Raw genomic sequence first — 13,048 nt, forward strand, 5'->3', positions numbered from 1 at the left:
CGGTATGTCCGAGCAGCAGCACGTCCGTGCGGACGGGACGGTCACGTTCCTTCCGCACCGGCTCAACCGCCATCCCGTGGTCGTGCGCGGCCTCACCGCCGACGAGCTGTGGATCTGCTGCGGCCTGTCCGGCGCGGCCGGCCTGCTGGTCGGCGCGCCGCTTTCGTGGGTGTTCCGCACGATCGCCATCGCACCGACGTTCGTTGTCCTGGGCGTGGCCTTGGGCGTGTTCATCGGCGGCGGCATCCTGCGCCGCCTCAAGCGTGGGCGCCCCGACACCTGGCTGTATCGACAGTTGCAGTGGCGCATCGCAACGCGCCATCCGCTGATGGCCGGCTGGGTGGGCGGCCACGTGCTGATCTCGCGCTCGGGCTTCTGGTCCACCCGCAGGAGCATGCGATGAGCCGCTTCAAGAACGAGATCGCCCACCTGCAGGCGCACATCAAGACCTTGCGCCTGGGCGCGGGCGCGCTGGTCATTGTCGCCCTGGTCATGGGCGGCGGCTGGTGGAGCGCGCCGCGCGACCTGACCATCCACGTCCCGCCCGACCTGCGCTCTGGCAGTACCCGCAAGTGGTGGGAAGTGCCGCCCGAATCGGTCTATGCGTTCACGTTCTACGTGTTCCAGACGCTGAACCGCTGGCCGACCAATGGCGAAGAAGACTACTCGCGCAACCTCCATACGCTCTCGCCGTACCTCACCCCGTCCTGCCAGGCCTTCCTGCGGGCGGACTATGACTACCGCCGCTCCACGGGCGAGCTGCGTCAGCGCGTGCGCGGCATCTACGAGATTCCCGGCCGCGGCTATGGCGACGACCCCACGGCGCGCGTGCGCACCGTATCCGATCGCGACTGGGTGGTGACGCTGGACATCACGGCGGACGAGTACTACGGCGCCGAGCAGGTCAAACGCGCCCTGGTGCGCTATCCGATCAAGGTCACGCGGGTGGACGTCGATCCCGCCCGCAACCCGTTCGGCCTGGCGCTGGACTGCTACGAAGGCGCGCCCCAGCGCATCAGTGCACCGGAGCCGGCGCGCCCGGCGCCGAGTGACCTGAATCCGCAAGCGCCTCAAGGAGGAAACACCCCATGAAGCATCCTGTACTCGCGCTGCTGGGGCTACTGGCCGTGGCCGCGGCACCCGTCGCCCAGGCGGTGGAGATCCTGCGTTGGGAACGCATGCCACTGGCAGTGCCGCTGAAGGTCGGTCAGGAACGCATCGTATTCATCGACCGGAACGTGCGCGTGGGCGTGCCCGCAGGCGTGGGCAAACGCCTGCGCGTGCAGAGTGCGGGCGGCGCGGTGTACCTGCGTGCCAGCGAGCCGATCGAGCCCACGCGGTTGCAACTGCAGGACGCCGACACGGGCGCGCTGATCCTGCTGGACATCGCAGCCGAACCGCCCAAGGACGGGGAAGCCGAGCTGGAGCCGGTGCGCATCGTCGAGGGTGACAGCGCACCGGGACGCTATGGCGAGCAGGCCGACAGTGCCGAGGCCCCGGCACGCGCCCAGGGCCAGGCAGGTGCGCGGACCGCGCGGCGCGAAACTCCGGTCCCTGTCGTGCTGACGCGCTTCGCCGCGCAGAACCTCTACGCACCGCTGCGCACCGTCGAGCCGCTTCCGGGCGTCATGCGGGTCAACCTTCCCCGCGACCTCGACCTGGACACACTGATGCCAACGCTGCCGGTGCGCGCGGCCGTGCTCGCGTCGTGGCGCCTGGAAGACCAATGGGTGACTGCCGTGCGCCTCACCAACACCGGCGCCGACTGGGTCGCGCTCGACCCGCGCGTGCTGCAAGGCGATTTCCTCACCGCCACCTTCCAGCACGAGGCGCTGGGCCCGCGCGGCACGACCGAGGACACGACCGTGCTGTACCTGGTCACGCGCGGCCGCGGCCTCGCGCAGTCGCTGCTGCCGGCGATTCACCGCTTCGACCCTGCCGTGCATCTGCCGCAGCCGGACGGCGACGAGAACGCCAAGGAGGCCCGCCATGCGCAGTAACGGCCTGCTCAAGTGGCTGATGATCCCTGTCGCCATCCTGGTGCTGTTCGCCGGTATCCGGCTGTTCTCGGGTGGAGGCGGCACGGCGCCACCCGCGGCGGACAACGGCGCCCAGCTCACGCCCGAGGAAATGAAGGCGCTGGGCATCGAAGGCGACACCCCGCGCGACACCGTGGCGACGCTCGTTGCCCAAGTGAAGCAGTTGCGCACCGAGCTTCAGACCGCGCTCTCGGACAACAAGTCGCAGCGTGAAGAGAACCAGCGGCTGCGCCAGCGCGAGAACTCCATCGACCAGCGCATCAACTCGGCGCTCGAATCCGAGCGGTCCAACCTGCGCCGCGACCAAGAGCAGGCGGCCAGCGCGCGCCAGCAGACCGAAGGGCTGCTCGCCGACCTGCAGCGGCGCCTGGACAGCATCGGCGGGCGCGGCGGCGGCCATGCGGACCTGCCCGTGGGCCTGGGGCTGCAGGGCGGCGACGAGGCCGGCATGGAGGGCGGCGTGCGGTGGGTCGAGCCGGACGACGCAAAGCCCGCCGAGGGGCGCAACGGGGGGCGTGGCGCGAGCGGCGGCATGAGCTTCCCCACGAGCTTCGGCCCGGCGCAGAGCACGCTCGAAACCACCGCTGAAACCGTGGCCAACGCGGGCGCCCGCGCCGCCGGGGTCAAGAATGCCAAGCCGGTCTATACCGTGCCGACCAACTCGACGCTAATGGGATCGGTGGCGATGACGGCCCTGATCGGCCGCGTGCCGATCGACGGCACGGTCAACGATCCCTATCCGTTCAAAGTTCTGGTCGGGCCGGACAACCTGACCGCCAATGGCATCGACATTCCCGACGTGGCCGGCGCCGTGTTCAGCGGCACCGCCTCGGGCGACTGGACGCTCTCGTGCGTGCGAGGTCAGGTGCGCAGCATCACGTTCGTCTTCAACGACGGCACGATTCGCACGATCCCCGAAGACCGCGAGGGCAACCAGCAGAACAACCAACAGCGCGACGGCTTGGGCTGGATCAGCGATCCCCACGGCATTCCTTGCGTCAGCGGCGAGCGGCGCAGCAACGCCCAGCAATACCTCGGCTCGCAGGCCCTGATCACCGCGGCCGGTGCCGGTGTGGCCTCGCTCATCGAGAGTGGCAGCGGCCGCATGTCCTATGTCGGCTCGGACGGCTCCATCGGCACCGTGGGCATCACCGGCCAAGAAGCGGTCGGCCAGATTCTCGCGGGCGGTGTCCGGGACATGTCGGCCTGGGTCAACAAGCTCTACGGCCAAGCCTTCGCCGCCGTCTATGTCCAACCCGGCGCCAAGGTTGCCGTCCACCTCGAAAAGCCGCTCGCCATCGACTTCGATCCCGAAGGCCGCAAGGTCGATCACCGCGCAGGAGAAAGCCATGCCCTTGAACTTGACTAACCTGGCCCGTGGCCTAGCACTGGCCCTCGCCGTCGCGGTGCTCGCCGGCTGCGCCACCAGCAAGGAAAAGCTGTTGACCCACGGTGACCGCACGATGATGGACATCTGGCAGCAGGAGGCCGGCGACGGCGGTGGCGCAGCCGGACGGAACGCCGGCCGCCAGTTGCTCGATGCGCGCCAGAGCCTGCGTCGGCCCCTGACCGACGCCGACGTGCAGGCCGCACCTGTCGAGCAGATGCGCTACACGCGCACCGCGCGCAATGAGGTTCACCGCCAGTTCCAGCGTCTGCCCAATCCCGATCTCGTGATGTACGTGTACCCGCACCTGGCCGGCACCGACCCCGTTCCCGTGCCGGGCTACACGACGGTTTTCCCCTTGTACCAGCGCGTGCAGTACGCGATGCCTGGCGAGAGGACGGAGGACTACTGATGCGGTGGAAACTTCCATGGCCGAAGCTGGCTGCCGTCAGCGCCGAAGACACCGCCGCCGACGAGCAGCCGGACGGCTGGCAGCGCCACGTCGAGGCCTTGCAGCAAGCCGGCATCCCCGAACCCGGCGCCGCGGTCCAGGGCCGCAAGCCGGCGACCGTGGTCGACGAGCAGGCGCTGTACGACGTCGCACCGTCCTTCGTGGAACTGCTGCCCTGGGTGGAGTTCTTGCCCGAGTCGAAATCGATGCTCCTGGAGGACGGCCAATCGGTGGCCGCCTTCTACGAGCTGGTGCCGCTGGGCACCGAAGGCCGGGAACCCGGCTGGCTCGCGCATGCCCGCGACGCCCTGGAAAACGCGCTTCAGGACAGCTTCGATGAACTGGACGAGAACCCGTGGGTGCTCCAGCTCTATGCCCAGGACGAACCGAGCTTCGACCAGTACATGCAGACCTTGCGCGATTACGTGCAGCCACGTGCGCGCGGCTCGGCGTTCACCGAGTTCTACCTGCGCTTCTTCGGCCACCACCTGCGCGCTGTGGCCAAGCCCGGCGGCCTGTTCGAGGACACGGTGGTCACGCGGCTGCGCTGGCGCGGCCAGACGCGGCGCGTGCGCATGGTGGTGTACCGCCGCGCGAGCGGACAGGGACAGGCAAACCGCCGCGGCCAGACACCCGAGCAGATGCTGGGCATCGTCTGCGACCGCCTGTGCGGCGGCCTGGCGAACGCCGGCATCCAGGCCCGGCGCATGGTCGCGGCCGACGTCCACGACTGGCTGCTGCGGTGGTTCAACCCGCGCCCCACGCTGCTCGGGCCTGGGGTGGAGGACCGGGAGCGCTTCTACGCGTTGGCGCGCTATCCGGACAGTACCGAGGAAAGCGAGGCCGGCGAGATCGAGCTGGCGAGCGGGCGGGATTTCAGCCAGCGGCTGTTCTTTGGGCAGCCGCGCTCGGACGTGGCGCAAGGGGCCTGGTACTTCGACGGCATGCCGCACCGCGTGCTGATCACCGACCGGCTGCGCATGCCGTCCGGCACCGGGCACCTGACCGGCGAGACCCGCAAGGGGGACGCGATCAACACGCTGTTCGACCAGATGCCCGAGGACACCTTGATGTGTCTCACCATGGTGGCCACGCCGCAGGACGTCCTCGAATCGGACCTCAACCATCTGGCGAAGAAAGCTGTGGGCGAGACGCTGGCGTCGGAGCAGACGCTCAAGGACGTGCATGAAGCCCGCTCCCTGATCGGCAGCGCGCACAAGCTCTACCGGGGCACTCTGGCGTTCTACCTACGCGGGCGCGACGAGGCGGAACTGGATCGGCGCGGCCTGGACCTCGCGAACGTGATGCTCAACGCCGGCCTGCAGCCGGTGCGCGAGGACGACGAGGTGGCGCCGCTCAACAGCTACCTGCGCTGGCTGCCGTGCTGCTACAACCCCGGCAAGGACCGGCGCCGGTGGTACACGCAACTGATGTTCGCCCAGCACGCGGCGAACCTGTCGCCAGTATGGGGCCGCGCCCAGGGCACGGGGCATCCCGGCATCACGATGTTCAATCGCGGCGGCGGCCCGATTACGTTCGACCCCTTGAACAGGTTGGATCGGCAGATGAATGCCCATCTGTTTCTATTTGGCCCCACCGGCTCGGGGAAGTCCGCCACGCTCAACAACCTGCTGAACCAGGTGACGGCCATCTACCGGCCGCGGCTTTTCATCGTGGAAGCCGGCAACAGCTTCGGCCTGTTCAGCGACTTCGCCAGGCGCCTGGGCCTGACCGTGAACCGGGTCAAGCTGGCCCCCGGATCGGGCATCAGCCTGGCGCCGTTCGCCGACGCACGCCGGCTGATCGAAACGCCCAGCGACGTACAGACGCTCGATGCCGACGCGCTGGACGAAGACCTGCCCCCCGATGCCTCGGCCATGGAAGCGGACGAGCAGCGCGACGTGCTGGGCGAACTGGAGATCACAGCGCGGCTGATGATCACGGGCGGCGAAGACAAGGAAGAAGCGCGGATGACGCGGGCCGACCGCTCGCTGATCCGCCAGTGCATCCTCGACGCCGCCGAACATTGCGTGGCCGAAAAGCGCACCGTGCTCACGCGCGACGTGCGCAACGCGCTGCGCGCCCGTGGCCAGGACCCGACGCTGCCCGAGATGCGGCGCGTGCGGCTGCTGGAGATGGCGGACGCGATGGACATGTTCTGCCAAGGCACGGACGGCGAGATGTTCGACCGTGACGGCACGCCGTGGCCCGAGGCCGACATCACGCTGGTCGATCTGGCGACCTATGCCCGCGAGGGCTACAACGCGCAGCTCTCCATCGCCTACATCAGCCTGATCAGCACGGTGAACAACATCGCCGAGCGCGACCAGTACCTGGGCCGGCCGATCGTCAACGTGACCGACGAAGGTCACATCATCACCAAGAACCCGCTGCTCGCGCCCTATGTCGTGAAAATTACAAAAATGTGGCGCAAGTTGGGCGCCTGGTTCTGGCTGGCGACGCAAAACATCGACGATCTGCCGCGCGCCGCAGAGCCCATGCTCAACATGATCGAGTGGTGGGTGTGCCTGTCGATGCCGCCGGACGAAGTGGAGAAGATCGCCAGGTTCCGCGAACTCTCGCCGGCGCAGAAGGCGCTGATGCTCTCCGCACGCAAGGAAGCGGGCAAGTTCACCGAGGGCGTCATCCTCTCCAAGAGCATGGAAGTGCTGTTCCGCGCCGTGCCGCCAAGTCTCTACCTCGCGCTCGCGCAAACCGAGCCCGAGGAGAAGGCAGAACGCTACCAGCTCATGCAGCAGCACGGCGTCAGCGAGCTGGATGCCGCCTTCAAGGTGGCTGAGAAGATCGACCGGGCACGTGGCATCGAGTCGCCGACCCTGGACCTGCCCTGAATCTGCCGTACACCGGAGAACGCCATGGAACAGAAACGCCCATCCATTCCGATGCAGGTACAGGCGTTCCGCCGTCGGCGCTGGAGGCTCAGCTGGCCCTGGGTGTTGGCCGCCGTGCTGGTAGCGCTGCTGCTGATCTGGCTCGTGTCCCGCTATTCTGGCAAGTCCACTCCCCAGACTTCAACGCCGGTCAGCGTGACGCAGGTGGCCGGGCCTCCGTGGCAGATGGGAAATCCGGAAGGGCGTTTCACGCTGACGCTCTACGCGGACCTCGAATGCCCGTTCTGCCGATCCTATTTCCCAGTGCTCAAGCGTTGGGTGGCCGGCAACGCGGACGTGGCCTTGCAATGGCACCACCTCCCGTTGGCCGCGCATGAGCCGGCCGCGTCTGCCGAAGCGAGCCTGGCGGAGTGCGCCGGCGAATCTGGCGGCCATGCCGCCTTCTGGCAGGCTGTCGAGTGGGTCTATGCCCACACGCGCAGCGACGGCCAGGGCTTGCCCGAGGACCTGCGGTACCCCGACCTTACGCCAGCCATCGAGCAGTGTCTGGCGAGCGAACGGCCCGAGGCGCCGATCCGCACCCAGACGGCGGAAGCCACGAGCAGCGGCGTGACCGCCACGCCGTCGCTGCGGCTGCACGATCGCGAAACCGGCAAGGCGATCCTACTGCAGGGTCCGATCGAGGGCGATGCCTTGCTGTCGGCCATGGACATGCTCGCGGCCGGCGATCCCGCCGCCACACCTACTACATCGGAAATGCCTGCCGACGTCGTCGGCGACATGCCCAGGTAGCCCCGGTCTTCAAGGCTACGGCGCAGTCCACTGCGCTGACCGAAACCCGTTCGCCTCGCATCCTGGCCGCGAACGATCACCGCTGCCGCGGTGATGGATGCACCTTGTTCGTTCCCCAGGAGGGCTTGCCCTCCCAGGGCGCGCGCCCTCCGATCTCACCGTCTGGAGGTTCGCCATGTCTTTCGTCGTCAATGACTCCTGCCTGGAGTCGCTTTCCGCCATCGCTGCCCAACACGAGGACTGGATCATCCAGCAAGCCATTGCACTGCTGGAGAAGCGGGTTTTCAAAGCGGGTGCGAAACTCCTCGACCCCACGGCCGTGCGCGACTACCTGCGCGTGAAGCTGGTCGCCGAGCCCAATGAGATATTCGCCGCGGTGTTCCTGGACAGCATGCACCAGGTGCTGGCCTACGAGCCGTTGTTCAGGGGCACGATCAACTCGACTTCGGTCTATCCGCGTGTCGTCGTGCAGCGTGTGCTGGAGTTGAAGGCCGCCGCGGTGGTCTTCGCGCACCAGCACCCCTCGGGCATTTCCGAGCCGTCGAGCGCGGATCGCATGCTGACCCAGCAACTGCAGGCCGCGCTGGCGCTCATCGATGTGCGGGTACTGGACCACATCATCGTCGGCCAGGGTGCCCCGTTCTCCTTTGCGGAGTCCGGCCTGCTGTAAGGGTTGCACTGCTTCGTTGATCAGCGCGGAGGCTTCGGCCTCCGCTTTTTTCTTTGCGGCGACGCAAGCAGGTATGCGGGGTGGCCGCGATGCGCATTGTTTGTTGGGGCCGCCTGGGGTTCGGCGTTTGACTATGGCCCTGATCAACTTCCGGGGCACATGACATGCCAGCAGCTTTTACCCGGTTCGCACCAGGCTGGCGAACCCTTGGCCTGGCCGTGGCGCTGCCGACGTCTCTGGCGGTGTTCAGCCCGGCCACCTTCGCCGCCGACGTGGTGGTCGTCACCGACAGCCGCCACCCGGTCAAGACCATGGGCGGCGAGCGACTGATCGAGTTGGGCGAAACGCCCCGGATCGAGGCCGAGCTTTCCGCGAATCTTCCAGCCGACCCTGAGCGGGCAGCAGCCATCGTCCGGCAACGCCTGAAGCAAGGCGGCACCGATCTTCAGCGCCGCATCGGCACCGCCTACCAGGGCGTCACCGACGCATGGAGTTTGGGTGTCACGACCATCCCGGCCGTCGTGGTGGATCAACGCTTTGTGGTCTATGGCGAGCCGGACGTGGCCCGGGCCGTCGCGCGCATCGAGCAACACCGGAGGACGCAGCCGTGACCCATCGCCCATTCGACCTGCTGCGCCGCCTGCGCGTCGCCGTGGCCTCGCTGCTGCTGATCAGCGCCACGGGCAGCTACGCCTTGAACACCGCCACCATCGTGTCCTCCGTCATGTCGCCGGACTGCCTGGAGTACCGGGTGGTGGGCATCTGCTACTGGCTCTACTGCACCTGGACGGGCTGCACGGTGCGCACATCCACCAAGGTCCGGCACTACGTGCCCGATGCGGTCGTCTCCAGCTACAGCAACACCGGAGAGAACCCCTGGGTCGAGGTGCAGGCGATGAGCACGCCCAACCCATCCGCACAGGCAGGTGGGGATGGGACCACGAACGAAGACCACGAAAACAACCTCGCCAAATTCAAGAACAGCGATGTCATCGGCCATCCTGGCGGCGAGGTATTCAACCAGTTCGCATCGTCGTCGGGCTATTTCTGCCAAGGCGCGGGCACGGCCTTCATGCCGTATCTACTCAGCACCCTGGACACGCTGGCTTGGCGCTACAACGTGCCTGAAATGGCCTACCCGGAGGCGTTGATTCCGGGCATGCGCGAGGTCGGTGCGCGCACCACGATGAACCTCTGGGGCAATGTCTATCCGCGCGGCGGCTTCCTGCATCAGACCGATGACTACAAATCCGGGGCCGTCGTGGCCCAGCGCGCCGGTGATGTCGTCACGCGCCGCGGGCAGATCCACGTGTACCAGCCGCTGCTTGTCAACGCCCGCGACGGCTACTGGCCGGCCGGCGCGCTGATGGAGGGTGATGCCTCTACGGGCAAGTGGCAGGAGCTGACGCCGCGCCTGTCCAACACCTGCGTGGTGTTCCCGCACAGCGGCACGCTGACCCAGGCCCAACAAGGCGACTACGCCTGGGCGCTGTGGCGTCCCTATGCGTGCTGCGAACGCCGCGGGCAGGTGTTCCTGGGCAGCGTCGATTTCCTCTGAGGTGCCACGATGAAGCGTCCTGAATCGATGAACCTTTCCGCCAAGGCGTGCCGCCTGCTGCGCCCGAAGGCGCTGGCCGGCCCGCTCGCTCTGGTCTGCGGCCTGGCGTGGGCGCAGGTCGGATACCAGAACAGCGGCCCCGTCCTCGGCGATGACGTCATGTACTCGATCGGCGGTGGCAGTGCGGTGTCCATGGGCCGCGCGGCCGGCATGCGCTCCATCGGGGTCGGCGTGGGGTGGAACAGCAACCTGATCTGCGGCGACATGAGCATCCAGACCACGCTGCGCAATCAGCTCAACGGCATCACGAACGGCTTTCAGCAGATCATGAGCAACGTGATCCAGAGCGCGACCAGCGCGGTTGCATCGCTGCCGGCGCTGATCATTCAGCGCGCCGATCCGGGCCTGTACAACCTGCTGACCAACGGCGTGCTGCAGGCGCGGCTGGACTTCGACCGCTCCAAGCTGACGTGCCGCGCCATGGCGGAGAAGATGGCCGAGACTGCGGGTGGCCAGCTTGGCTGGAGCCAGATGGCCGAAGGCATGGCCTTGCGTGACGCGGTTGGCAGCAACGATGCCGTGTCGGCCGTCGAGCAGGCCGAGACGCGCCGCGGCAACGACGGCCTTCCCTGGGTGGGCGGCAGCAATGCCGGTGGCGCAGGCCAGTCCGCCATCCGCGTGGTCGGCGACGTCACCCGCGCGGGCTACAACCTGGTCAACGGGCGCGGCGTGACGGACACATCCTCCATCGCGTCCACCAGTTGCGCGAGCCTGTCCTGCCAGACCTGGACGTCGCCGCAGCAGGCGACCGAATGGGCCACCCGGGTCCTCGGGGAACAGGTGCAGCGCACGTGCGATTCCTGCACCAAGACCGAGACGGTGCCCGGCGTCGGGCTGACGCCGCTGATCCAGGAGGAGTACGAAGCCAAGCTGGAAGTCTTGCAGGAACTGGTTTCCGGCGTGCGCAACACCACCTTCGAGAACTTGCGCGAGGCCGGCAGCACGTCGCTGCCGATCACGCGCGGCGTCATCGAGGCGCTGCGCGACGAGCCGGACCAGGACCTGCTGGCGCGGCGCCTCGCGTCCGAGGTGGCGCTTTCGTCGGTGCTGGAGAAGGCACTGCTGCTCCAGCGCACGCTGCTCACCGGCAAGAAAGAGCCCAACGTGGCAGCCAACGAGTTGGCAGTCGAGGCCGTGAACCACGAGAGCGACACGCTCGACCGGGAGATCCGCAACCTCAAGACCGAACTTGAACTGCGGCGCGAGCTGGCGAACAACTCGCCGATGGCCATCATCCAGCGCCATGGCACGCGCGCGGCAGGCTCGCGCGGCATCTATGAGGGCGATCCGGTGCCCGACCGCCTCGACCAGTTGCAGAAGGGCAATCCGGGAGGCCGGCCATGAGCGCGGAGCGCATGGCCTGGCGCCCCTTGCGCTGGCTCATCAGCCGGCGTGCGGCGAAAGCACTGCTGTGGGCGGCCGTGATCGTCGCCGCTGCGGTGGGCGCCAACATCGCCGGCATCTATCTCGTTGGCAGCGTGGCCGGCTGGGAGCGGTGGCTCGCGGCCGCATCGGGCTACTTCTTCGTGTGGCGGTTGTTCCTGTACGGGGCGACGGCCTGCGGCTGGGTCTGGATGCGGCGGCGGCTGCTGGCGCGCGAGGACAGCACGCTGGCCCGACGCCGGCTGATTCGCGCTGAGGTCGCCGGCATTGTTGCCATCGTGGCGCTGGAAGCCAGCCTGTTGATGCAGGCCGCTTGAGGGGATCGAGGCCATGACGCTTTTCACGACCGACTACCTGGAGTACTACCTAACCCTCGTGTCCTGGATCGTCAACAACGGCATCTGGGCGGTCCTCGTATCCAGCGGGGTATTCGCGCTGCCTTTCGTCGCCATCATCGTGCAGGAGTGGTTGAAGGCCCGTGCGGAAGGCGCCGACGAGGGCAACAAAGGCGTGCTGAGCGCCGCCCGCATCGAGAACCGGGTCTTCGTCGCCATCGTGGTGGTGATGTTCGCCGGCATTCCGTTCATCGACGTGGACCTGAACACCATCCAGTACGACAGCTCGCGCTCGGCCCAGTGCCAGGTCAGCGTGGCGCAGCCCGGGGATACCGGCTGGTCGCAGTCCTTCAGCACCATCAACAACCAGTCGGCGAAGGTGCCGGTGTGGTGGGCGTTCATGCACGCGCTCTCGCGCGCCGTCACGGGCGCTTCGGTGGCAGCGATCCCGTGCGGCACGGACCTGCGGCAGATGCGCATGGAGATCGACGCTACGCGCATCGATGACCCGGTGCTGGCTCAGGAAGTAGCGGATTTCTCGCGGGATTGCTATGGGCCTGCACGGGCCAAATTGTTCATGCAGCGCCCTCAGCTCGATGAGCAGCAGATGCACGACGTGACCTGGATCGGATCGCGGTTCTTCACCGACACGAACGGCTACTACGACACATACCGTTCCAGCACCCCACGCGAGGACTGGCCCTATGACAGCACCCGCGACGCAGGGCTTGCGCAGGTGGCCAGCGGTGGCGGCTACCCGACCTGCCGCCAGTGGTGGAGCGATGGAAGTAACGGCCTGCGGGCACGCCTGCTGGGTCAGGTGGACCCGAGCCTGTTGAGTCGCCTGGCGGGCTGGGCCGGGTTCCTGAGCCGGGCCGAGGTGGACGACTCGGTGATCCGAGCCATCGCGTCACCGCGGCAGCAGAAGTTGAACCAGGGCAGCGTCTATACGGACTACGGAGGCCAGATCGACAAGACCTTGCCGAACATCGTGACACGGGCCACGGGAGACGTTGGGATGGCCGTCGGCGCGATTGCCGCGTTTCCCGCCATGGACGTCGTGAGACAGTCTCTACCCATGGTCCTCGCCTTGCTCAAGATGGCGCTGGTCATCTGCATCCCGCTCGTGCTGGTCGTGGGCACCTATGACCTGAAGACGGTCGTCACGGTCAGCGTCGTGCAATTCGCGCTGTTCTTCGTGGATTTCTGGTTCCAGCTCGCTCGCTGGATCGACAGCACTATCCTCGATGCGCTCTATGGCTGGGGCTTTGGCTGGAACCGGCCACACACGAACTTCGACCCGCTGGTGGGGCTGAACAATGCGTTCGGCGACATGCTCTTGATGTTCGTCGCGGGCACGATGTTCCTGGTGCTGCCAGGATTCTGGCTGGCAAGCCTGACCTGGGTTGGAATTCGGGCGGGACATGCCATTCAGGGGTTGTCGGACGGCAGCAAGAGCGCCGGCCAAGCCGGGGGCAAGGGGGCTGGGGCACTCACGGGAGGCAAGCTGAAGTAGCCCGG

Annotated in this window: 13 protein-coding genes; all 13 read left to right on the forward strand. The window is 67.3% G+C overall.

The features are described from left to right. Positions 1-4: 4 nt before the first annotated feature. On the forward strand, positions 5-403 hold the full coding sequence (locus C2U30_RS09345) for a TIGR03750 family conjugal transfer protein (RefSeq protein ID WP_003105639.1): 399 nt from the start codon (positions 5-7) through the stop codon (positions 401-403). Continuing rightward, complete coding sequence (locus C2U30_RS09350; RefSeq protein WP_003105641.1) at positions 400-1,092, forward strand: PFL_4703 family integrating conjugative element protein; 693 nt, start codon at positions 400-402, stop codon at positions 1,090-1,092. The genes C2U30_RS09345 and C2U30_RS09350 overlap by 4 nt, the downstream gene beginning before the upstream one ends. Continuing rightward, positions 1,089-2,000 (forward strand): TIGR03749 family integrating conjugative element protein, encoded by a 912-nt coding sequence (locus tag C2U30_RS09355; RefSeq protein ID WP_003105643.1) that lies wholly within the window; start codon positions 1,089-1,091, stop codon positions 1,998-2,000. The genes C2U30_RS09350 and C2U30_RS09355 overlap by 4 nt, the downstream gene beginning before the upstream one ends. Then, positions 1,990-3,408 carry a TIGR03752 family integrating conjugative element protein gene (locus C2U30_RS09360; RefSeq protein ID WP_003109776.1) on the forward strand — a complete coding sequence of 473 codons (1,419 nt, stop codon included), beginning with the start codon at positions 1,990-1,992 and terminating at the stop codon, positions 3,406-3,408. Before C2U30_RS09355 ends, C2U30_RS09360 begins: the two co-directional genes overlap by 11 nt. Then, positions 3,389-3,838: a TIGR03751 family conjugal transfer lipoprotein gene (locus C2U30_RS09365; protein WP_003109775.1), complete on the forward strand. Its 450-nt coding sequence runs from the start codon at positions 3,389-3,391 to the stop codon at positions 3,836-3,838. The genes C2U30_RS09360 and C2U30_RS09365 overlap by 20 nt, the downstream gene beginning before the upstream one ends. Further along, entirely contained in the window at positions 3,838-6,729 is a 2,892-nt protein-coding gene (locus tag C2U30_RS09370) for a conjugative transfer ATPase (RefSeq protein ID WP_103243649.1), read from the forward strand. Before C2U30_RS09365 ends, C2U30_RS09370 begins: the two co-directional genes overlap by 1 nt. A gap of 24 nt (positions 6,730-6,753) precedes the next feature. Then, positions 6,754-7,521, forward strand: coding sequence for a DsbA family protein (locus C2U30_RS09375; protein WP_003090202.1), 768 nt, complete (start codon positions 6,754-6,756; stop codon positions 7,519-7,521). Between the two features lie 175 nt (positions 7,522-7,696). After that, positions 7,697-8,191, forward strand: coding sequence for a JAB domain-containing protein (locus C2U30_RS09380; protein ID WP_003090203.1), 495 nt, complete (start codon positions 7,697-7,699; stop codon positions 8,189-8,191). Positions 8,192-8,355: 164 nt separating this feature from the next. After that, on the forward strand, positions 8,356-8,802 hold the full coding sequence (locus C2U30_RS09385; RefSeq protein WP_003109772.1) for a TIGR03757 family integrating conjugative element protein: 447 nt from the start codon (positions 8,356-8,358) through the stop codon (positions 8,800-8,802). Further along, a complete protein-coding gene (locus C2U30_RS09390; protein WP_034137615.1) occupies positions 8,799-9,749 on the forward strand; it encodes a TIGR03756 family integrating conjugative element protein in 951 nt (316 codons plus the stop codon). Before C2U30_RS09385 ends, C2U30_RS09390 begins: the two co-directional genes overlap by 4 nt. A 9-nt stretch (positions 9,750-9,758) precedes the next feature. Further along, a complete protein-coding gene (locus C2U30_RS09395; protein WP_003109770.1) occupies positions 9,759-11,153 on the forward strand; it encodes an integrating conjugative element protein in 1,395 nt (464 codons plus the stop codon). Next, the gene (locus tag C2U30_RS09400; protein ID WP_003090212.1) at positions 11,150-11,509 is read left to right on the forward strand and encodes a hypothetical protein; all 360 of its coding nucleotides are present in this window, start codon (positions 11,150-11,152) and stop codon (positions 11,507-11,509) included. Before C2U30_RS09395 ends, C2U30_RS09400 begins: the two co-directional genes overlap by 4 nt. A gap of 13 nt (positions 11,510-11,522) precedes the next feature. Next, positions 11,523-13,043: a conjugal transfer protein TraG N-terminal domain-containing protein gene (locus C2U30_RS09405; protein WP_003090214.1), complete on the forward strand. Its 1,521-nt coding sequence runs from the start codon at positions 11,523-11,525 to the stop codon at positions 13,041-13,043. Positions 13,044-13,048: the final 5 nt, after the last annotated feature.

It is taken from the genome of Aeromonas sp. ASNIH5 (genome assembly GCF_002902865.1).
GTDB lineage: Bacteria > Pseudomonadota > Gammaproteobacteria > Enterobacterales > Aeromonadaceae > Aeromonas > Aeromonas caviae.

Coding starts and splice junctions, on each gene's coding strand:
- C2U30_RS09400 (WP_003090212.1), top strand. CDS start 11,150: ATGAGCGCGGAGCGCATGGCCTGGCGCCCCTTGCGCTGGCTCATCAGC.
- C2U30_RS09385 (WP_003109772.1), top strand. CDS start 8,356: ATGCCAGCAGCTTTTACCCGGTTCGCACCAGGCTGGCGAACCCTTGGC.
- C2U30_RS09365 (WP_003109775.1), top strand. CDS start 3,389: ATGCCCTTGAACTTGACTAACCTGGCCCGTGGCCTAGCACTGGCCCTC.
- C2U30_RS09380 (WP_003090203.1), top strand. CDS start 7,697: ATGTCTTTCGTCGTCAATGACTCCTGCCTGGAGTCGCTTTCCGCCATC.
- C2U30_RS09355 (WP_003105643.1), top strand. CDS start 1,089: ATGAAGCATCCTGTACTCGCGCTGCTGGGGCTACTGGCCGTGGCCGCG.
- C2U30_RS09405 (WP_003090214.1), top strand. CDS start 11,523: ATGACGCTTTTCACGACCGACTACCTGGAGTACTACCTAACCCTCGTG.
- C2U30_RS09375 (WP_003090202.1), top strand. CDS start 6,754: ATGGAACAGAAACGCCCATCCATTCCGATGCAGGTACAGGCGTTCCGC.
- C2U30_RS09395 (WP_003109770.1), top strand. CDS start 9,759: ATGAAGCGTCCTGAATCGATGAACCTTTCCGCCAAGGCGTGCCGCCTG.
- C2U30_RS09350 (WP_003105641.1), top strand. CDS start 400: ATGAGCCGCTTCAAGAACGAGATCGCCCACCTGCAGGCGCACATCAAG.
- C2U30_RS09370 (WP_103243649.1), top strand. CDS start 3,838: ATGCGGTGGAAACTTCCATGGCCGAAGCTGGCTGCCGTCAGCGCCGAA.
- C2U30_RS09360 (WP_003109776.1), top strand. CDS start 1,990: ATGCGCAGTAACGGCCTGCTCAAGTGGCTGATGATCCCTGTCGCCATC.
- C2U30_RS09345 (WP_003105639.1), top strand. CDS start 5: ATGTCCGAGCAGCAGCACGTCCGTGCGGACGGGACGGTCACGTTCCTT.